Source organism: Paenibacillus sp. 4624 (genome assembly GCF_050435065.1).
Classification (GTDB): domain Bacteria; phylum Bacillota; class Bacilli; order Paenibacillales; family Paenibacillaceae; genus Paenibacillus; species Paenibacillus amylolyticus_D.
This window is the reverse complement of the sequence record NZ_JBNDJR010000002.1, coordinates 375,904-394,272: the sequence shown is the minus strand read 5'-3', so window position 1 is coordinate 394,272 and position 18,369 is coordinate 375,904. Positions and strand designations below refer to the sequence as shown.

The 18,369-nt window shown below is 46.8% G+C and carries 17 protein-coding genes; 8 read left to right on the top strand and 9 right to left on the bottom strand.

All coding sequences use genetic code 11. The features are described 5' to 3' along the window. Positions 1-8 precede the first annotated feature (8 nt). On the bottom strand, positions 9-1,448 hold the full coding sequence (uxaC, locus tag ABIE27_RS06130; protein WP_123064099.1) for a glucuronate isomerase: 1,440 nt from the start codon (positions 1,446-1,448) through the stop codon (positions 9-11). Positions 1,449-1,743: 295 nt separating this feature from the next. Here uxaC and ABIE27_RS06125 point away from each other — a divergent pair, with 295 nt between their 5' ends. Next, positions 1,744-2,502 (top strand): MBL fold metallo-hydrolase, encoded by a 759-nt coding sequence (locus tag ABIE27_RS06125; RefSeq protein ID WP_429350124.1) that lies wholly within the window; start codon positions 1,744-1,746, stop codon positions 2,500-2,502. 583 nt (positions 2,503-3,085) lie between these two features. Here the strand turns inward: ABIE27_RS06125 and ABIE27_RS06120 are convergent. Further along, positions 3,086-4,591 carry an alpha-amylase gene (locus ABIE27_RS06120; RefSeq protein WP_429350123.1) on the bottom strand — a complete coding sequence of 502 codons (1,506 nt, stop codon included), beginning with the start codon at positions 4,589-4,591 and terminating at the stop codon, positions 3,086-3,088. A gap of 203 nt (positions 4,592-4,794) precedes the next feature. After that, on the bottom strand, positions 4,795-7,113 hold the full coding sequence (locus ABIE27_RS06115; RefSeq protein ID WP_429350122.1) for a helicase C-terminal domain-containing protein: 2,319 nt from the start codon (positions 7,111-7,113) through the stop codon (positions 4,795-4,797). Positions 7,114-7,400: 287 nt separating this feature from the next. Between ABIE27_RS06115 and ABIE27_RS06110 the strand changes: the two genes are divergently transcribed. Further along, positions 7,401-7,898 carry an antibiotic biosynthesis monooxygenase family protein gene (locus ABIE27_RS06110; RefSeq protein WP_429350121.1) on the top strand — a complete coding sequence of 166 codons (498 nt, stop codon included), beginning with the start codon at positions 7,401-7,403 and terminating at the stop codon, positions 7,896-7,898. A gap of 763 nt (positions 7,899-8,661) precedes the next feature. Here the strand turns inward: ABIE27_RS06110 and ABIE27_RS06105 are convergent. The 5 genes from ABIE27_RS06105 to cidR all read right to left on the bottom strand — a co-directional run bounded on the left by ABIE27_RS06105 (position 8,662) and on the right by cidR (position 13,346). After that, positions 8,662-9,333: a GNAT family N-acetyltransferase gene (locus ABIE27_RS06105; RefSeq protein WP_429350120.1), complete on the bottom strand. Its 672-nt coding sequence runs from the start codon at positions 9,331-9,333 to the stop codon at positions 8,662-8,664. Positions 9,334-9,352: 19 nt separating this feature from the next. Next, the gene (locus ABIE27_RS06100; RefSeq protein ID WP_429350119.1) at positions 9,353-10,045 is read right to left on the bottom strand and encodes a GNAT family N-acetyltransferase; all 693 of its coding nucleotides are present in this window, start codon (positions 10,043-10,045) and stop codon (positions 9,353-9,355) included. A 50-nt stretch (positions 10,046-10,095) separates the two neighbouring features. Further along, positions 10,096-10,953 (bottom strand): carbon-nitrogen hydrolase family protein, encoded by an 858-nt coding sequence (locus tag ABIE27_RS06095; protein WP_123064092.1) that lies wholly within the window; start codon positions 10,951-10,953, stop codon positions 10,096-10,098. Positions 10,954-11,162: 209 nt separating this feature from the next. Further along, complete coding sequence (locus ABIE27_RS06090) at positions 11,163-11,894, bottom strand: hypothetical protein (protein WP_429350118.1); 732 nt, start codon at positions 11,892-11,894, stop codon at positions 11,163-11,165. A 531-nt stretch (positions 11,895-12,425) separates the two neighbouring features. Next, positions 12,426-13,346, bottom strand: a complete 921-nt coding sequence (cidR, locus tag ABIE27_RS06085) for a cidABC operon transcriptional activator CidR (protein WP_429350117.1) — start codon at positions 13,344-13,346, stop codon at positions 12,426-12,428. A 201-nt stretch (positions 13,347-13,547) separates the two neighbouring features. Here cidR and ABIE27_RS06080 point away from each other — a divergent pair, with 201 nt between their 5' ends. The 5 genes from ABIE27_RS06080 (at position 13,548) to ABIE27_RS06060 (ending at position 16,973) form a co-directional block, all read left to right on the top strand. Beyond that, complete coding sequence (locus tag ABIE27_RS06080) at positions 13,548-13,919, top strand: CidA/LrgA family protein (protein WP_123064089.1); 372 nt, start codon at positions 13,548-13,550, stop codon at positions 13,917-13,919. Next, positions 13,916-14,596 carry a CidB/LrgB family autolysis modulator gene (locus ABIE27_RS06075; protein ID WP_429350116.1) on the top strand — a complete coding sequence of 227 codons (681 nt, stop codon included), beginning with the start codon at positions 13,916-13,918 and terminating at the stop codon, positions 14,594-14,596. Before ABIE27_RS06080 ends, ABIE27_RS06075 begins: the two co-directional genes overlap by 4 nt. Before the next feature lie 104 nt (positions 14,597-14,700). Continuing rightward, positions 14,701-15,219: an AbrB/MazE/SpoVT family DNA-binding domain-containing protein gene (locus ABIE27_RS06070; RefSeq protein WP_429350115.1), complete on the top strand. Its 519-nt coding sequence runs from the start codon at positions 14,701-14,703 to the stop codon at positions 15,217-15,219. Between the two features lie 128 nt (positions 15,220-15,347). Next, positions 15,348-16,052: a Crp/Fnr family transcriptional regulator gene (locus ABIE27_RS06065; protein WP_123064086.1), complete on the top strand. Its 705-nt coding sequence runs from the start codon at positions 15,348-15,350 to the stop codon at positions 16,050-16,052. A gap of 84 nt (positions 16,053-16,136) precedes the next feature. Beyond that, complete coding sequence (locus ABIE27_RS06060; protein ID WP_192895081.1) at positions 16,137-16,973, top strand: DNA alkylation repair protein; 837 nt, start codon at positions 16,137-16,139, stop codon at positions 16,971-16,973. A gap of 162 nt (positions 16,974-17,135) precedes the next feature. On the opposite strand, the gene ABIE27_RS06055 is transcribed toward ABIE27_RS06060, so the two are convergent. Beyond that, complete coding sequence (locus ABIE27_RS06055; RefSeq protein WP_161556911.1) at positions 17,136-17,513, bottom strand: DoxX family protein; 378 nt, start codon at positions 17,511-17,513, stop codon at positions 17,136-17,138. 526 nt (positions 17,514-18,039) lie between these two features. On the opposite strand from ABIE27_RS06055, the gene ABIE27_RS06050 reads away from it, so the two are divergent. Continuing rightward, positions 18,040-18,327 (top strand): winged helix-turn-helix transcriptional regulator, encoded by a 288-nt coding sequence (locus ABIE27_RS06050; protein WP_123064188.1) that lies wholly within the window; start codon positions 18,040-18,042, stop codon positions 18,325-18,327. The last annotated feature ends 42 nt before the right edge of the window (positions 18,328-18,369 follow it).

Here is an 18,369-nt window from a genome sequence, read left to right as displayed (position 1 = left end):
ATCCATATTTATTTTGAAGCAGATACACTCTCCGGCACAGTAGCAAACGGGAAATAGTCTTTAGCATTATTGTAGGCGATACCTTGTACGATCTGACCGAGCAGCTCCATATCGTTTGGCGCTTCGCCTTGTTCTGCCCATTCACCAATCAGGTTGCAGAGCAAGCGGCGGAAGTATTCATGCCTCGTATACGAGAGGAAACTTCTTGAATCTGTCAACATGCCGACAAAACGGCTGAGCAGCCCCACATTCGCAAGCGCCTTCATCTGAGCGAGCATGCCATCCTTCGTATCATTGAACCACCATGCCGCGCCAAGCTGAATTTTACCTGGCACGCCTCCACCTTGAAAACTTCCAATAATGGCAGCGAGCACTTCGTTATCTCTTGGATTAAGGGAGTACAGAATCGTTTTTGGCAGAGCATCCTGCTGCTCCAGCGTATCCAGCAATCCGATAACAGCCGCTGATAATGGCGTATCATTCACAGCATCGTACCCTGTGTCAGGCCCGAGCTTTTTGAACATTTTCGTATTGTTATTACGCGCTGCATTGATGTGGAACTGCATGACCCAACCACGCTCCGCATACAGCTTACCAAGGAATGTGAGTGTAACCGTCTTGTATCCGTCCTCTTCCATGCGTGAAACCTTCTCACCAGCGAGTGCTTTGGCAAATGTAGCGGCGGCTTCCTCGCGTGTCGCTGCAGCATAAGGCACATAATCCAATGCGTGGTCAGAGACACGGCCGCCTACGGAATGGAAGAACTCCACACGGGATTCCAGCGCAGCCAGGAATGAGTCATAATCTGTAATGTCCGTGCCCACAACCTGTGAAAGCTTGCCTACCCATTCGATAAATGTATCTCGGTTTAATTCCAGCCCTTTATCCGGGCGGAAAGACGGCAGTACCGCTGTGTCAAAACCTTCAATCCCCTGAATCTTCAGGTGATATTCCAGAGAATCGGTTGGGTCATCGGTGGTGCACACCACGGTGACATTGGATTTGGTAATTAGATCACGCGCACCGAAGCCTTCGCCGGTTAGTTGGGCGTTTACTTTTTCCCAGATCGCTGGGGCGCTTTTCTCATTAAGCACTTCATGTACATCAAAATAACGTTGTAATTCCAAGTGAGACCATGCATACAGCGGATTGCCGATCATCATCGGCACTGTTTTGGCATAAGCAAGGAAACGGTCATAATCCGTTACCCCTTCGCCGCCCGTCACATATTTCTCTTCAACACCGTTAGCCCGCATCAGGCGCCATTTGTAATGATCACCATATAACCAGGCCTCTGTCAGATTGCCAAATGTTTTGTTTTCGTAAATTTCCTGAGGACTGAGGTGACAGTGATAATCCATAATCGGCATGTCTTTTGCATACTGCTCGTACAGCTTGACCGCCGTTTCATTGTGAAGTAAAAAGTGTTCATCCAGAAAAGATTTCATTCGCCTTGCACGCTCCCTTTAGGTGAGTTTACGTTCATTTAGGTTCACTTTCCATCTTTAAGCTACACCGTTTGGCGCCAAAGTTCAATACAAAATGATAGCGTTCTCAAAAAAGGTTGATTTAGGCACACTCTTGGAAACACGGTATACTGGATTTAACGTCAATGATACTGATTTAAAGATGGACACTGATGTTACTCATAATAAAATCGCTACAATAAGATCGACACAGGATATTAATCAAAGCCTGACCCTAAGCGATCTTACTTTCGCCAAAATAAGGAGATGAAACCTGATGAAAATGAAAATTACTTTTCTGGGTACAGGAGATATGTTTAGTGTAGAACAACATCACAACAGTATGCTCGCTGAATTCGGCGATACGCATCTGGTCATTGATTTTCCAGAGTCCAATGCCAAAGCGCTCAAGGAATACGGATTCGCGATGACAGGCATTCATAATGTGTTTATCACCCATCTGCATGAGGATCATATTAACGGGGTGCAGATGCTGGGCTATTATTCCCAGATTGTCGGGGATCGCAAACCACGCCTGTTCATTCATGAAGAGTTGGTTGATCCACTGTGGAACATCCTTTCTCCAGGCATGCGGTATACAACGGACGGCGAGCGTACAATGAGTGACTATTATGACGTGATTCCACTGCCGGATGGCGGAAGTTTCGAGCTCGGCGGGGTCACGTTTGAGACATTTCGCACACAGCATGTTCCCGGCATGGTCAGCAACGGGCTGATGGCGAAGCCTTATTTTTATTATAGTGCGGACAGCACGCTGAATCGTGAGCGAGTGGAACAGGTCGCCCCCGATGTGCAACTGATTTTCCATGAATGCCACATGCATGACCTGGTGATTAAATCCCATACGTCACTGAAGGATTTGGAGCAGCTGCCCGCTGAAGTGAGACGGAAAACGGTACTGATGCATTATCATGATGAATATGCCGATGCGGCCAAACGTGCGGCATTCAACCGTACGTACGCGGAAGATCTGCGCATGGCCGGCACGCTGGAGTCCTTTGAAATTGGAGAGTAATTCAGAAAGGCATTTTACGCTAACGATCACCAGAGAGCTTATTCGGCATAAATTTTGAGGTTTTTAATTCTAACGATCACCAGAAACGTTATTTGGGTGAATTCTCTGTAAATGATACCGTTTTGACTGAATTTCGGTAAAATAAGCTCACTGGGGATCGTTAGATTTACGATAACCCGGTTTGGGGGCAAATAAGGTTTCCTGAGATCGTTAGAAATTCCAGAGCCCCCAAGTTCGAATCAGAGTTCTTTACATTAGAATTCCCAAGATTTCAAGCTAGAAACTCAGACTTTCTAAATAGAAAAAACCACCTGAATCAGCACGCTACAGCGTGTCTGTCCGAACTTCCTTCACTCGTTGGATACTATCGAACAAGTGGGATCCAGTTCAGCTTCAAGTGGCTTCATCCTTGCTTGCAATTCTTTATCAGATCAACTTTTTAATTCGTGGCGTACCGACTATACCGGGACATTCTCCCGCAAATATGAGCCCACAGTTATTCGGGCAATTCTCAATCCCGTTTCCACCATTCGAATGTCTATATCAGCATTCAGCTTAAGCTTTCTGCGGAGCGGAGCAAGCATTACTCTGCATTTACAGTGTCTGTATCCGTGCCAGTGCCACAGTCCTCGCTCGTTTCCGGCAGTGCCCAGACAGACACCCCTCCGCCGCAGACGTGGAACGTAGCCCAGCCATCTTGCTCAATGGTGATCGAATCTTCACAACTACCGGTCAGGTCTTCCCAGACTTGCCCTGCACGATGCTCTCCGACAAACATTCTCTTCTCACCGTCATCTCCGTTCGAGATGACCACTGCGCAACCCGAGCCTTCTATCTCTTCCACACCGCGGCGAACCCAACCAATGGTGTTGGGATGATCGAAATAGTCTTCCTGCTCTCCATAGGCTTTGTTGCAACGAGCTGACAACAGAATGTCCAAAATCTCTTTTTTGCCCTCCACCAGTTCAGGTCCGCCAATCCCGTAATAATCGCCGTAAAAGACGACGGGATATCCGTCACGACGCAGCAACGTCAGTGCATACGCGCTCGGCTTGAACCAATCGCCAACCCAGGATTCGAGCGCCTCATGAGGCTGTGAATCATGGTTGTCTACAAAAGTCACCGCATGGGTTGGATGAGTCTGAACCAAGGTGTCCTCAAAAATTTTGGAAAGGTCAAAATCGCGTCCCGCCAACGAGGCCTCGTGAAATTTATAGTGAAGCGATACGTCAAACAAGTCAATCTGGTAATCCACTGTGTCTAAAAAGGTACGACAAGCATCCAGGTTGGGATTCCAGAACTCACCGACGATGTAAAAATCTTGCCCGCGTTTGCGGATCATCTCCGCAGCAAATTCCTTGATGAACTCATGGTTAATATGTTTGATCGCATCCAGTCGGAACCCGCCACACTGCAGCGTATCAATCAGCCATTTCCCCCACTCGATCATCTCACGCCGTACATCCGGGTGGTTATAATCTATATTGGCAAACATCAGATAATCATAGTTGCCAAACTCATCATCGACGTTTTCATTCCAGGTTTTGTTCTCGCCAGCAATGCGGAACACACCCGTACGTTCTTCTTTTGCATCAAAATCGGTGCCGTTGAAGTGTTCGGATGTCCATTTGAAGGAAGAATATTCATTGCCCCGGCCTGGAAATGTGAACTTCGTCCAGCCTTCAATCTCGAACGGTTCGGAAATTTCCTTCGTCCGGTCGTTGGGATCAACCTCGATCACCTTAAAAACTTCCTTCTCATCTGCTCCAGCCTTGTGATTCATTACAAGATCCACATAAACGACAATGCCGCTCTTCTGACATTCTGCAATGGCTTCCACCAGTTCCTGCTTGGTGCCATATTTCGTGCGTACCGTACCCTTTTGATCAAATTCACCCAGATCGTACAGATCATACACGCCATAACCTGTATCATCTGCAGACACTGCTTTCGTTACAGGAGGCACCCATACAGAGTCTATGCCTTTTGCTTTCAGTTCCGGGGCCATGTCAGCCAGTCGCTTCCAATGATTGCCGTCAGCAGCCAAGTGCCATTCAAAAAACTGCATCATGGTATGATTTCTCTTCATCACAAACCGACCTCCTTGATTTGCATTCGAAGCGGACCGCGGAACGGATAGGGTATCGCCGTTGTTCGTTCGTGCTAACCAAGTTATAACCCGATTGCCCTATGTTTCAATCATGAAAATGAAAGAATGTTAAGAAATTCAAAGAAAATTTTTCGTAAAGCACTGAAAATAGCACGATAAACACATAAAAAACGTAAACAGCATCATATCCGTTTATAATCCATCCATTCGTCAGGTAAAAGAGAACGGTACGGCTCCTGCGTGAAACGGTCATCAACTAGCACGAGTACACCCTTATCTTCTTCGGTTCGAATGAGCCTGCCTCCAGCCTGAAGCACTTTGTTCATGCCCGGGAATACATAGGCGTAGTTAAAGCCGTTGCGGCCCGACTTGTCAAAGTAATCCTTGAGCACGTTATTCTCCAGACCAATCTGTGGCAGCCCTGCTCCTACAACGACAACGCCATTCAGACGGTCTCCCGGCAGATCGACCCCCTCCGAGAACACGCCGCCCATCACCGCAAAAACAAGACGTGTGCGCTCAGGATGCGGCTGGAAAGCCGCCAGGAACTGCTCTCGCTCCTGCTCGTTCATGCCCTGCTCCTGCATCACCGTATCCGCATCGCTGGCCCCCGGAAGCTGTGTATATGCCTGATAGATTTCGCGCATGTACGGATAGGAAGGGAAAAAGACCAGCAGGTTGCTGCGCGGCCACTCGGATACGAGTTGCTGTAACATCTCGGCAATCGGGCGTTTGGACCGCTCCCGGTCTTTATAACGTACAGACAGAGGCATGAGCCGAACGTCCAGCTGTTCCCGGTTGAACGGAGACGGAATCTGCAATGTGTAGTCTTCTTCCTCTGCCCCCAGCATATCGCGGTAATAACGAAGAGGTGACAAGGTTGCCGAGAAATGAATAGTCGAGCGGAAGCCCTTCGCCGTCTGACGCAGTAGCAAAGACGGGTCCAGACAGAACAGTTTCACCCGTACCTCGCTTCGTACACACTCTGCATAGGTGATAAAACGCTCGTCATATAGCCTAGCAATTCGTACGAAGTTCTGTGCAGTAAAATAGGCATCGAGCAGCAGCTGATCCATCTCAGCATTGCCAGACCCACCCTCGGCCAGACATTGCTCCGCCACCATGACAAATGGCTCAAGCCGTTCAATCAGTTCCTCTGGCGCTTCTTGCTGTATGATCTTGCCCTCTTCTCCGCCGTTCTTACGAAGGGTGATCAGATACTTGTCGATGGCTCCGGTATAGTCCACAATCGCTTTGGCGGCAGGTACACTGCTACCGAGCGTCTGGAACTCTCTTTTGACATCGAGAAATACGGCTTTTTCCAGCTCTGCCGAGAACATCATACGCCCACGATCCACCAGATTATGTGCCTCATCCACCAACAACACCGTCTTGCGCTTCTGTTCCTCCAGCATCCGTTTGAGTGAGATACGCGGATCAAAAATGTAGTTATAATCGCAGATCACCGCATCGGCTGCATATGCCGCATCCAGCGAGAACTCAAACGGACACACCCGATGTTTGCGGGCATACTGCTCAATGACGGGCCGTGTCATCAACGTTTCATGTTCCAGCATGTCCAGCACAGCACCATTAATTCGGTCATAATACCCTTCACACATGCCGCACTGCCCTGTATCGCAGGCTTCCTCGTCCTTGAAGCAAATTTTGTCCTTTGCCGTCAAACTGACGACATGCATGTTCAACCCTTCCGCCTGCATCCGGGCAAAAGCTTCCTCCGCCGCCACTCTCGTAGTCGTTCTCGCGGTCAGGTAGAACAAACGACTGGCCTCACCTTCACCGATGGCTTTCACCGTAGGAAAGAGCACGGACATGGTTTTGCCAATGCCTGTAGGTGCTTTGGCCATAAGTCCCTGTCCTTCACGAATCGTTTTGTACACTGCACCTGCCAGCTTACGCTGTCCTTCCCGGTATTTGCGAAAAGGAAACGGCAGCTCGCGCACACTAACGTCCCGCTCCGCTTCATAAGCAGCAATCATCTCCGCATACGGTGCATAGCCGGCGATGACTTCTGCTGCAAACTGCTCTAGTTCCTGCCGCTCCGCCACGCGGCGAAACCGCCGCTCTTCACCCTTCACCGAATGCACATACGTCAACTGCACTTGCATCCGCGGCTCATCATGCTGAACGGCATACATGTAGGCATACATCTTCGCCTGGGCCCAGTGCACGTCGAGGCCACCTTCCAGCTCGTCCAGGTTACCCGCCGTGGATTTGATCTCATCCACCGTTAATTGCCCCTCCAGGCGAATCAAGCCGTCACATCGGCCTTCAATGACGTAGGTTAGATCTCCATGCTGAAGCTCGGCTTCCAGTACAACTTCTTTTAAATCTTCTTCGGTATATGTCTTCTGCACACGCTGATGAATTCGCGTTCCCTCTTGCATCGATGCATTGGTGCGAAATCCCGGACGGATACTGCCGCTCCGATAAACATACTCGACCAGCGGCCTGACTGATATCCGGATTGTTGTTTTCATACGATCACCCGTTCTGCTTGTAGTGGTTCTACTTTATCACGAAACGGGTTCCTCTAACCAGATTTTTGGCAAATTGGACTCGTCCGTTCCCATATGCTATGTTGAGTTGTATAAGTTGAACTAGTTCACGTTACACTTGGACACTTCGATGACAGAACCATCTTTCGATCGCTGTTAAAGCGAACGCTCTGCTTCTCCAGCTTATTTCTGTCCTCTACGTTCTCGCGTGTAAAAATATAGTCAAACTTATTATGGTGTTTACGTATTTAAGAGGAGGCAGACTTCCTATGTATATTTATCTAGTTCCATCTCCATTGCCCGATGCGCTTGCGGCATATCCACATCTGACACTACGTGCTGAAGGTCAGGTACTTCTCGCTATAGAAACCACCGATCGCCTGCTGCATATTGAATCAGATGAACAGGTGGCTGCTTATGAAGCATTTGACGATGCAGGGTCATGGACAGGCGGCGGCTTCGCTGTGTTGAACAACATTCCCGTTACCGAAGATGGTCGAGCTGATTTTGAGGAACGTTTTAAAAATCGTGCTCGCAAAGTAGAAGATGAACCTGGATTTGTCGGTATTCGTGTACTTCGTCCGCTTAAGGGGGATACATATGTCGTACTGACTCTATGGCAAACAGAAGAACATTTCAAAGGCTGGCAACAGTCGCAAGCCTACAACCACGCTCACCGCAATCGCAGCACAAGTGAAGGCCTGACCGCGCAGAAACCAACCATGTTCCCGCGACCTTCATTTGTGACCACATATACGATCGAGTAAAGAGAGTGGAGTGAAGTTGGCGAGTTACGCATAAGCGAAGTTGCTGGAGCCGGGATTTCCGAAACCCTAGTTGCGTATCCGTACCGCCGAGTTCAACAGCCACACAACATGAATTCGCGGGGTTGCTCACGGAATCCTAATCGCAGAGTACGGGGCTCTCGCATATGCATGAATTGCGAAGTTAGTGGCGCGAGGTTACGAGTTGGCATGAATGTCGGGTATAACATGAAACATCTAGTATTCATTGAAATTCTAACGATCTCAGTGGAGCTTATTCGGGGCTTTTTGCCCTTTCTGGAGATCTAACGATCTCAGAAGACGTTATTTTGGAAATTTTCACAGTAATAGCTTGAAAATAAGCCCCTTTTCGCTAAAATAAGCTCTCCCCTGATCGTTAGATTTTGAAAGTGTGCTCAAATGCCTAAATAAGGCTTTCTGAGATCGTTAACGCATTCCCTCGCCCTTTATTCAGCTTTATTGAGGAAAGCCTAAGTTGCTCTACATGGAACAAATAAGTACCCGTAATTCAGAACGGAAACAGCCTGAATTACGGGTACTTAAAATTAAACTTTAGTTACACTAGCGCCTCGTTCCAGTTCCAACTCCAGCACCAGCACTGAATTCATATCCATTTCTAACTCAGCATTAGAACCATAACTCCACTCTTATACTTCTTACCTTTACTCCATCTATGACCTTTTGCTTCTATAGGTTTAAATGTTCTCAGCACCCTATCCCTCTATATCGGCTGCTGTGAATCAGCTTACAACGGACGCAATGCCACGGACTCACGCGCGCTCAACTGCTCCACCATAGCCAGCCATTCCTGCGGTTTGTTTGGAAGCACAGCATAGTACCGATTCAGGAAATCGGCAACCAGACTGGATGGCAGCTCCGAAAGGGACTCATCGCCTGGCATAAAGCACAGATCCAAGCCTCCTACCGCTTCACCGTCTCCTTGCCAGGATGGATGCACGTACGGGAAATCCAGACGCTGATACCCCAGATGTGACAACACTTCGCGGCGCACGTATGGGTCCATCGGTTTGATGCCGCCAAACGCATGATCCTGGCTTAGATATGGATTGTAGATTTCGGCAAACATGCCAAACAACGTTTTGCCATTGGCAGCGGCGAGCTGCTGCAGATCAAGCTTGCGATGATTCGCCAGGAATGCGCCGATTCCCAAGCCTTCTCGTCCGATAATCGTAAAATCAGTCATGGCCACGTTCCAGTCCTCATAGTAACGGTACTCCGTCGCACCAACCACTTGTCCTTCATGTACAGCGACAAACACCCGAATGCCCGGGTCTTCCAGTGGTTCAGCCCATAACGGGAAATCCAGCACTTCCTCTGGCGGGAAAATTTCCTGCATCAACTTATGCATTTGAGCGAACAACGGGTCCTGAATAGATGTAATACGTGTAAATTCCATAGATTAAAAACCTCCCTATTTAGATATGTATTGATTTAAACGGATTACGCCACTCCATCAGAGCCGCATAATGACAAGATTCCTCGTCATCCAGATAATCGGTAGCCACACCAACAGGCATACGGCCGCATCGCAGCAGAAAAGAAATAACCGGGTCATGCCTTTCTCCAGCGGCAACCTGATCCAGATACTGTTGTGCTGTCATTTGCTCAGCCACCCGGTGATATCCAGGCATCCGCCCCGCCCCAAGCAAACGATCCATCCCCTGTGCAATCACAAGATGGTACATCGCCTGCATCATGAGCTGAGCCAGCCCCCACTTACGATATTTCGGGCGGACACAGAGGTCAACGATGTATAGCGTGTTCCCATCCGGCTGGTGATTGCGGATATATCCATCATCTGTGACCTCTGCCCACGTATGGCTGGATGGGTGCGCAGCATCCGACTGCATTCGTAGTGAAGTCATCGAGCCAGCCAGTTCCCCATCCACTTCGATGCAGATGGCTCCATCAGGATAATGCTGAACATGGCTGCTGAGCTGCTCTTGGTTCCAAAGCAGTTCCTCCGGGTATGGTGGCGGAAAACTCTCCGCCTGAATACGAATAAGCTCTTCAAAGTCATGGGCCGCATAATTGCGGATGACCGCTTTGGCTTTACCATGTTTACTACTATCATCGGGTGGAGTTATCAGCATTTCTTTAACATACATCCTGCCTAATCCCTCCTTTGTTTAGTTCTATTCAGCTTCCAAAAGCAGATCTATTCCCAATCGGTGTACAGATCCGTACGACGGTCACGCCAGGTTGTTACCGAGCCACGTTCACGCACCTCGTACAGCAAATTCAGGTCGAGATCGGCGGTTACAATCATATCATTGTTAATCTCACCTTCCGCCAGAATGCCACGCGGCGGAAATGGCACATCATTCGGGGTAATGATCGCAGCTTGTCCATAATTGGCACGCATGAAATCCACTGTAGGCAGATGGCCCACCGTTCCCGTTAATACAACGTAAATCTGATTCTCCACCGCACGAGCATGACTCGTATACCGTACCCGGTAAAATCCGTGGCGGTCGTCCGTACAAGAAGGACAGAAAATCACATCTGCTCCCTTGGCTTTCGCCATTCGTACAATTTCGGGGAATTCAATATCGTAACAAGTCAGCATCGCAATGCGGCCTTTGTCTGTATCAAACACTTCCAGTCCATCACCCGCAGCCATATTCCACTCTGTTACTTCGGTTGGCGTAATATGAATCTTCGCTTGGCGTGCAATCCGCCCATCCGGGTAGAACATATGCGCTGTATTGTACAGCTTGCCTTCCCGCCGGATAACGTGAGTGCCTCCGATCAGATGCATATTATATTTAGCAGCAAGCGAGATGAATAACTGCTCATACTGCTCTGTAAAATCAGGCAAATCTTCAATGGTTAACGCATTCCCCTGTGCGTCTCCAATGGACATTAATTGAGTTGTGAAAAATTCAGGGAACAGCACAAATTCCGTTCCGAATTCGTCAGCTGTCCGTATGTAATGCTCAGCCTGAGCAGCAAATTCCTCAAATGAACCGATCGTTTGCAATTGATATTGTACAGCGGATACCCGCAGTTTCATAAGTCCCACACCTCCACCAGTATTGTGTCTATATTGTATCAATGATCCGACGATTTATCTAATGCTATAGCTATGGAGGTAAGCCAATGTAGCAACAATATCTACGTTATTCATCCCTCTACATCCTGCACTTTTATACAAAAAAGCCTCTTCATATGATGAAGAGACTTTAGTAGACTCATTTATTCAATTAAATACCTGGAACCCGCTTATTCAATATCCGAACGTTTCGCAATATTGCCGTCACCAAAGATGATTTGATCCATCTCAAACTCAACCTTGATTTTTTCTAAAGGTGTCTCCCTAAGTTCAGTATCTTTATCCATAAACTGATTTAATTCGAAACTACCCTCATAAGACGTGGAAGCTCCAGATTTGATGGGTTCATCATATTTAACGTTTAGTGACTTGATCTCATTATCAAACATGTCTTTGAAGGTAATGACTCCCTGAAACCCTTTAATATCCTTGTCCGAAATGTTCTTCAAGTCAAGCGTCATATGTATAACGTCGCTGAAGATCCATTTATTCGTGTCTTTCAATGTCACACTTTTTTTGATTAAACCAACCTGCACAGACTCATCCAACAGTTTCAATTGACTTTGTTTCTTTGCTTCAGCTTCTTCCTGTTTTCTTTTGATTTCTTCCTGTCTCTTCTTCTCTTCTTCCTCAAGCTTCAGCTGTCTTTGCTTCTCATCGGTTATAATTTGTCCCACCGTTTTAGTAGAAAGATCCGTATTGCTACCCATTGAATATAAAATAGCCTTTCCCAAGAGATCTTTATCTTCTTGCGTGATTTCAGTGCTATTTTTAATATCCTCGGGTACCGTTTCTGAGTATAGTTTTTCGGTTAACGGCTTACCACAAGCCACCAGCATAATCGTCATTAAACCAATCACTATAGACAACTTGAATCCTTTATTTGCAGTACGTTTCTTCAACTTTACACAACCCTTTCGAATTCGGAATAATTGGCAGCCAAGACAGCATAACGAGAAACCATTCAAGTCAATTACCGCGCTCAATCCAGACATACTTACCTCGAAATCTCTTTTGAAATTCGAGCTGCATACTTCATACTTCACACGTCATAGATGAAAAATATATGTAATCAACGCGCACTCTACTCTGTATAACTTTCACAGACTTCAAATCATCTAACTTCTGAACGCTCAGACACCAACCCAGTTTGTAATTATCTTTTTCCAGCAATCTTGTATGCTTTCCTTACTAATATCTTCCTAAAGCACACCCCCTCAGTATCTTTATATCGGTTGAAATGACAATAAAATTAGAAGAAAAGATCGATAAAACTGGAAAAATCAAAAAAATAATTCCAATAAAATTCCAATACAAGTGTTGTATAGTCATTATCCATACCATGTCATATGAAAAAGCCCGTTAATCAGGTCATTAGTGATTGATTAACGGGCTTCCGATCATTCATAACGGAACTCCAAACGATAACTAACCTACGGATGCTCAGGCCTAGTAATCGACTTTACTCTCTGTTCCCCCAGCATGGACTGGGTAAATCCGATCCATTCACGGGTAGCAAAAGACAGATATCGATCCTTCCGCCAGATCATGCCGAGCTGCCAAGGAATGACCGGTTCAATAACGGGGATGATCCTTACGCGCATATGATCAACCTCACGGCAGATCGTCTCCGGCAGCAAAGCCACACCCAGATTCGCAGCAACCATCGCACTTAGCAGATCCCACTGGGAACTCTCATACACCACGCGCGGCTGGAATCCGGCTTGCTGGCAAGCCGCAATAATGCGGTCATGGAGCGCAAAATCTTCCCTAAACAAAACAAAGGCATCCTGTTCCAGTTCATGGAGCGCCACCGACTTCTTTCCAGCAAGCGGATGCGAAGGGTGCACGAGCAGATTAAGCTTTTCCTGAACAAACACAAAATGATCGAGCAGTTCATCTACCGTTGGCAACACCGCAACACCGATATCCAGCGCACCACTGATGACATCGGCCTCTACTTTTTTCGCCCCATCCTCGAACAATTGGATGCTCACCTGTGGATACGCTTTGTGGAATTCACCGATAATCATCGGAAAAAAGCTTGATCCCACCATCGGCGGCAGACCGATGCGCAGATGTCCCTTCTTCAGATTCATCAGATCGTCCAGTTCGGACGAAAGACTGCGGAACGATTTTTCAATCTCCAGCGCCTGCCGAAAAAAGACATGCCCCGCATCCGTTAACTGTACCTGTTTACCGTATCGATCCAGTAGGGTCACGCCCAGTTCCTCCTCCAGACTTTTAACCGTCTTACTAATCGTAGGCTGGGTGATATACAAAACATCGGCGGCCTTTGTAAAGCTCTGCTGCCGGGCAACTTCGAGAAAATATTGCAAATGTCGAATATCCATCGTTTCCTCCCCCTCCTGTCCTTCTGGCCACATCTTTTTTACTACTATAGATAAAAGGAATAGAAAACATTCTTAATATGCATTTTACTCATGAAAGATTGCGCTGTAAAATTTGTGATACGAAGCAACGTTTCCATTCATTTTCATAATCATACGATTTAAATTGATCAGACACATGTTGATATACAAGGAGGGATTCGCGTGAAAAAATGGGGCATCGGGATTGCACAAATTGCGGTATTAATGGTTTTTTCACTGCTTATGGACCTGCTGGCCCGTACTCTCCACCTGCCTGTACCTGGCTCCATTCTCGGAATGGTCGTGCTGTTCATCTTGCTACAAACTGGCGTGGTGAAGCTGCGGTGGATTGAAGTCGGAGCGGCATGGCTGCTTGGTGAACTGCTGTTATTCTTTATCCCGTCGGCGGTTGGCATCATGAATTACATGCCTATGCTGGAGCATGACGGATTGCAGATTTTATTTATCGTGCTGCTAAGCACGTTTCTGGTTATGGCCTGCACCGGCCTCGTTGCTACACGTATTGCCAAACGAAAGGAGCGTCACACCGGATGATTGGATTTTTATGTTTGCTATTAACGGTTGGAATCTACATGGTTGCCAAAAGAATGTATCGCAGTCTGCCCAAAGTATATCTGTCACCGCTACTTATTACGCCGCTGCTCGTTGTAGGCGTACTCCTATTAACCGGAACCGATTATGCTGCATACAGTAGCGGAGGCAAATGGCTTAGCCTTCTGCTTCAACCTGCTACGGTCGCTTTTGCGGTACCGCTCTACACCTTCTTCCATGTGCTCAAAAAACATATTTCCGAAATTGTCGTCAGTGTCATGACCGGATCGGTTGTTGCCGTACTCTCCTCGGCTATGCTTGCAAAATGGTTGCACCTCGACTCCGGCTTGATTCACAGTCTGATTCCGCGCTCGATCACAACGCCCATTGCGATGAATGTATCAGCTTCCATCGGGGGAATCCCGGCAGTTACGGCCGTATTCGTGATTATGACGGGGCTGCTTGGAGCTATTATGGGGCCTTCCATCGTCAAAATGCTTCGTATTGATGGCGAAATTGCGCGCGGTACCCTCCTCGGAACAGGTGCTCATGGCACGGGGACTTCGAAAGCCTTTGAACTGAGTTCATTGACCGGAACGATCTCCAGTATCTCCATGGTTTTGGCTGCGCTCTTCACTTTAGCCGTCGCTCCCGCGCTCTCCAAACTTATTTTCCCATAATAGTTGGAATAATCCCTTTTTTTTGAAATATTATTGTTGTATTAAAGCCCTTTCTTCCTTACAATAAGGACAGGTTTTAATGTTAATATTGCGGGGGAGATGCGATGAAAAGAACCGGAATGAAGAGATCTCTGGACCGTCTCGGACGAATTGTCCTTCCCAAAGAGATGCGGGATACAATGGAAATCCATATCGGCGATCCGCTTGAATTTTTCATTGAAGGGAAAGAGTTGATTTTAAGAAAGTACAAATCAACATTGTGTATTTTTTGCGGTGACGTGGATACGGAAATGTATTTCAAAGAGCAATTCATCTGCCGGACTTGTGCGATTCAATTAAAACACCCAGATGACACTCCCGACTGGTTCGTACCTGAAAACAAACAGGTTTCTGCACCCAAAGAACGTCCTGTTACCAAACCCGCTGCTGCCTCAGCTTCCTCTTGGGAAGAAGGAGATGCTGCTGCGAGCAAGGACTACCCCGACCTGCGGCCAAAGACGGCGCGCATGCTGCAACAGATGAAAGAGATTATCGAACAGCATCCTGGACTCGCTCAACAGCAAATTGCGGAGAAACTTGGCATTAGCCAGGGACGTGTCTCTCAACTAAAAAAGTTATTATAGCTAGAACGGTATATCATCATAAATAAACAGCGTACTCCCTCAACGACGGTTAGCACGCTGCCAAAGAACCCTGGCTTCATCGGGTTCTTCTTTTTTTATCATTTTATATGGTGAGCGAAAGGAGCCTCATGAATAAAATTTTGTATTTGTCTCAATTCGACCTCATGTCCTCCTTATCCGAGGCCGATCTCGTTGAGATGGACAGCATGACGTCGATAACAACACTCCCTAAACATACAACCATTCAGAGACCGGATACATTTACAGAAGGTTTCTATTTTGTCAAACGGGGCAGAATTCGCTTGTATACATTAAGCCCTGAGGGAAAACAATTTACGGTGGATATGTTGAGTGCAGGTCATGTTTTTGGAGAAATGAAGGGTATTTCTCTCGGCACACGTGATTTATATATTGAAACGCTGGAGATCTGCGACATCTGCCTGATGGACAGAAACCGATTCGAGCAGTTTTTAATCGATCATCCGGCCTTTATGATGAGGATGATGCATGTGCTGAGTGAACGAATCGAGCGAATGAGTGAGCTGACACAGACTCTTGCACTCGGGAATTTGCATGACAAAATTATTCATAGTTTATGTCGGTTGGCCGAGCAGATGGGTTGGACGCAAAAGGATGAATATTGCCTGATTCAGTGTACCATTACACATCAGGAGATTGCCTGGATGGCAGGAGCCTCCAGAGAATCGGTTACTGCGGCTATAAAAGAACTATCGCAATCAGGCCGTATCCGTACCGGATTCAAATCAGCTTCTATCCATGCAAGTGAACTCAGGGCCTTTCGCCAATTGATTTCCCCGTTGCAAGACGTATAACTTGTAAGCTGCCTTACATCCCTGTGCGCCTGTTTTATTGTACTTTATGTATAAATGAGTGCAGACAAGCAAGGAGGCCAAACTATGGAAGCTAACCCTGACAATATCATTGCCGAAGATATTCTGATTCGCAAAGGTGCGCGTAAAGCCGTAGAAATTCCAGAACATGTTCGCCATCTGTTACAAAGCGGGACGATTGAATCCGTGAATCTGACGGAATGGCTGGCGGTAGACCATATTCTTCTCTTGCAACAGATCACCCGCGAACTTGATGTTCCCCTCTCTACACAGGATGTCTATGGAAAACTAGAGCCGAAGGAACAACAGCGTATCATGAAAGTTATCCCTGCAATAGGTTCACTCTGGCTGGAATATATGGAGAGAATACCAAGACAGAAAGAAACAGACCTTTTCATATGTTTAGCAAATCACCGCTCAGACAGTGTTCGCTGCTGGGCAGCTTATATCATTGGGCTGAACCCCCATCTGCAATTGACGGAAAAGCTGAAGCAGATCCGCCCGTTTGCAGCGGATACCCACTTTGGTGTAAGAGAAATCGCTTGGATGGCTGTGCGGGATTCCATCCGCGCAGATTTATCAACGGCTCTGCACGATTTAATCCCGTGGAGTATCGACGCGGACCCAATGATTCGTCGCTTTGCTATTGAATCTACACGCCCTCGTGGGGTATGGGCGAAACACATCCAGCCTTTGAAAGATAATCCGGAGATTGCCCTTCCCTTATTATCCCCTGTGAAATCCGATGCACACCCCTATGTACAGGATTCCGTCAGCAACTGGTTGAACGATGCCAGTAAGACAAACCCGGATTGGGTTCGGCAGACATGTGCCATGTGGATCGAACAATCGGATACCAAACATACACAACGAATCGTTAAACGCGGTCAACGAAGTATCTAATGTGCGGGGAGGATGTGCTTGAATCTAACAGATCATTGCAAGCACATCCTGCAATGGATAACGGACGTAATCCCAATTCATGAAAATGAATTGCCGGCTATGTAACTCCCTGCATGACAGGCCTAAGCTTAGCCATGTTGAATAAGCATTTCCATACTTTGATTAAGCCTGAACCATATCCATATTGCTCTCTTCTTCTTCCAGTCTGTGCAGACTAACCAGTAACACAACGATATTTGCTACAAGCAATACTGCTGGGAGCGGTATAGCCGCATATTGTGCATAGATTAGATGGCTGCCTACAGCTCCGATCAGAATAAACGTTAGTATTCCGGAAGCTAAGATACGCGTACGCGGAATGAGCAACCCAACCGCACTAAGCAGTTCCAACACACCGATCAAATACATTGTCCACGTAGGGTAAGAGAAACTCTCGAAGGTATCAATCATCATCTCCGCTCCCGTAACTTTTGTATATCCCGTCATGATGAAAACACCCGCCAGCACCACCAAAAAAACATATCCCAACACCGTTTTCATATCTTTCATCTCCCATTCATTCAAATGTTATTTTGAGAAGCTTTAACTTATCGCTAATCTTTTCTGCACAAAAATCAGTATAATACAGTATGTAAGCACTTATCTATGTAAAAGTTCCCTAGAAGAAACTGTAGTTTACTAAGATTTACTAGAACCTTAATAACGTTCAAATTCCCGATGTTTATCCACTGCTCTGGTCTCATGCGTGACTACTCACCCGGAAATGATATGTACATTTATAATACGCATTATTACTCACAAACTTACTTTTATGAAGTGAGTATATAATAATAAGATAATTTCATCAAGTAATTTTTCGTGAAATGATGTATAATACATACAAAAGGTATGTTACAGTATATTTTGTAGTGACGCCCCTTCACTTGAAGGTGCTTTTATTTTTCAGAGCGGCAGAAACTTTTGTCCTTTTATATAGGTTGTATTGCACATTTGCCATGAATCGAGGTGAAACACGTTGAAGTTGAGAAAAGTAAAATCTCCAAGCCCTTGTCTGATTACACAAGCCATGGACATAATTGGGAAAAAGTGGGTGCTGCTGATTATGTATCAGCTGTTATCCGGACCAAAACGGTTCACGGAACTGGAGGCCGAGATGGCGATTAGCGGACGGCTGTTATCGGAGCGGCTGAAAGAGATGGAGACGGAAGGCATTGTAACCCGGCATATGTATCCCGAGATTCCGCCCCGTGTGGAATATGAACTCACCCCTAAAGGTAGAGCGATCGAACCTGTCATTAATCAAATCTACAGCTGGTCCTCGGACTGGTTAAAAGAACAGCAACAATCGAACTAGTCCTAATACATGTTATGACCCGTTACCGTGTTAACACCTGCA

What these genes read in the sequence shown, in the direction of transcription:
- ABIE27_RS06070 (WP_429350115.1), top strand. Translation starts at nt 14,701, where the DNA reads ATGAAAAGAACCGGAATGAAGAGATCTCTGGACCGTCTCGGACGAATT.
- ABIE27_RS06115 (WP_429350122.1), bottom strand. Translation starts at nt 7,113, where the DNA reads ATGAAAACAACAATCCGGATATCAGTCAGGCCGCTGGTCGAGTATGTT.
- ABIE27_RS06060 (WP_192895081.1), top strand. Translation starts at nt 16,137, where the DNA reads ATGGAAGCTAACCCTGACAATATCATTGCCGAAGATATTCTGATTCGC.
- ABIE27_RS06050 (WP_123064188.1), top strand. Translation starts at nt 18,040, where the DNA reads ATGGACATAATTGGGAAAAAGTGGGTGCTGCTGATTATGTATCAGCTG.
- cidR (WP_429350117.1), bottom strand. Translation starts at nt 13,346, where the DNA reads ATGGATATTCGACATTTGCAATATTTTCTCGAAGTTGCCCGGCAGCAG.
- ABIE27_RS06055 (WP_161556911.1), bottom strand. Translation starts at nt 17,513, where the DNA reads ATGAAAACGGTGTTGGGATATGTTTTTTTGGTGGTGCTGGCGGGTGTT.
- ABIE27_RS06110 (WP_429350121.1), top strand. Translation starts at nt 7,401, where the DNA reads ATGTATATTTATCTAGTTCCATCTCCATTGCCCGATGCGCTTGCGGCA.
- ABIE27_RS06105 (WP_429350120.1), bottom strand. Translation starts at nt 9,333, where the DNA reads ATGGAATTTACACGTATTACATCTATTCAGGACCCGTTGTTCGCTCAA.
- ABIE27_RS06125 (WP_429350124.1), top strand. Translation starts at nt 1,744, where the DNA reads ATGAAAATGAAAATTACTTTTCTGGGTACAGGAGATATGTTTAGTGTA.
- ABIE27_RS06100 (WP_429350119.1), bottom strand. Translation starts at nt 10,045, where the DNA reads ATGTATGTTAAAGAAATGCTGATAACTCCACCCGATGATAGTAGTAAA.
- ABIE27_RS06120 (WP_429350123.1), bottom strand. Translation starts at nt 4,591, where the DNA reads ATGAAGAGAAATCATACCATGATGCAGTTTTTTGAATGGCACTTGGCT.
- ABIE27_RS06095 (WP_123064092.1), bottom strand. Translation starts at nt 10,953, where the DNA reads ATGAAACTGCGGGTATCCGCTGTACAATATCAATTGCAAACGATCGGT.
- ABIE27_RS06075 (WP_429350116.1), top strand. Translation starts at nt 13,916, where the DNA reads ATGATTGGATTTTTATGTTTGCTATTAACGGTTGGAATCTACATGGTT.
- ABIE27_RS06065 (WP_123064086.1), top strand. Translation starts at nt 15,348, where the DNA reads ATGAATAAAATTTTGTATTTGTCTCAATTCGACCTCATGTCCTCCTTA.
- uxaC (WP_123064099.1), bottom strand. Translation starts at nt 1,448, where the DNA reads ATGAAATCTTTTCTGGATGAACACTTTTTACTTCACAATGAAACGGCG.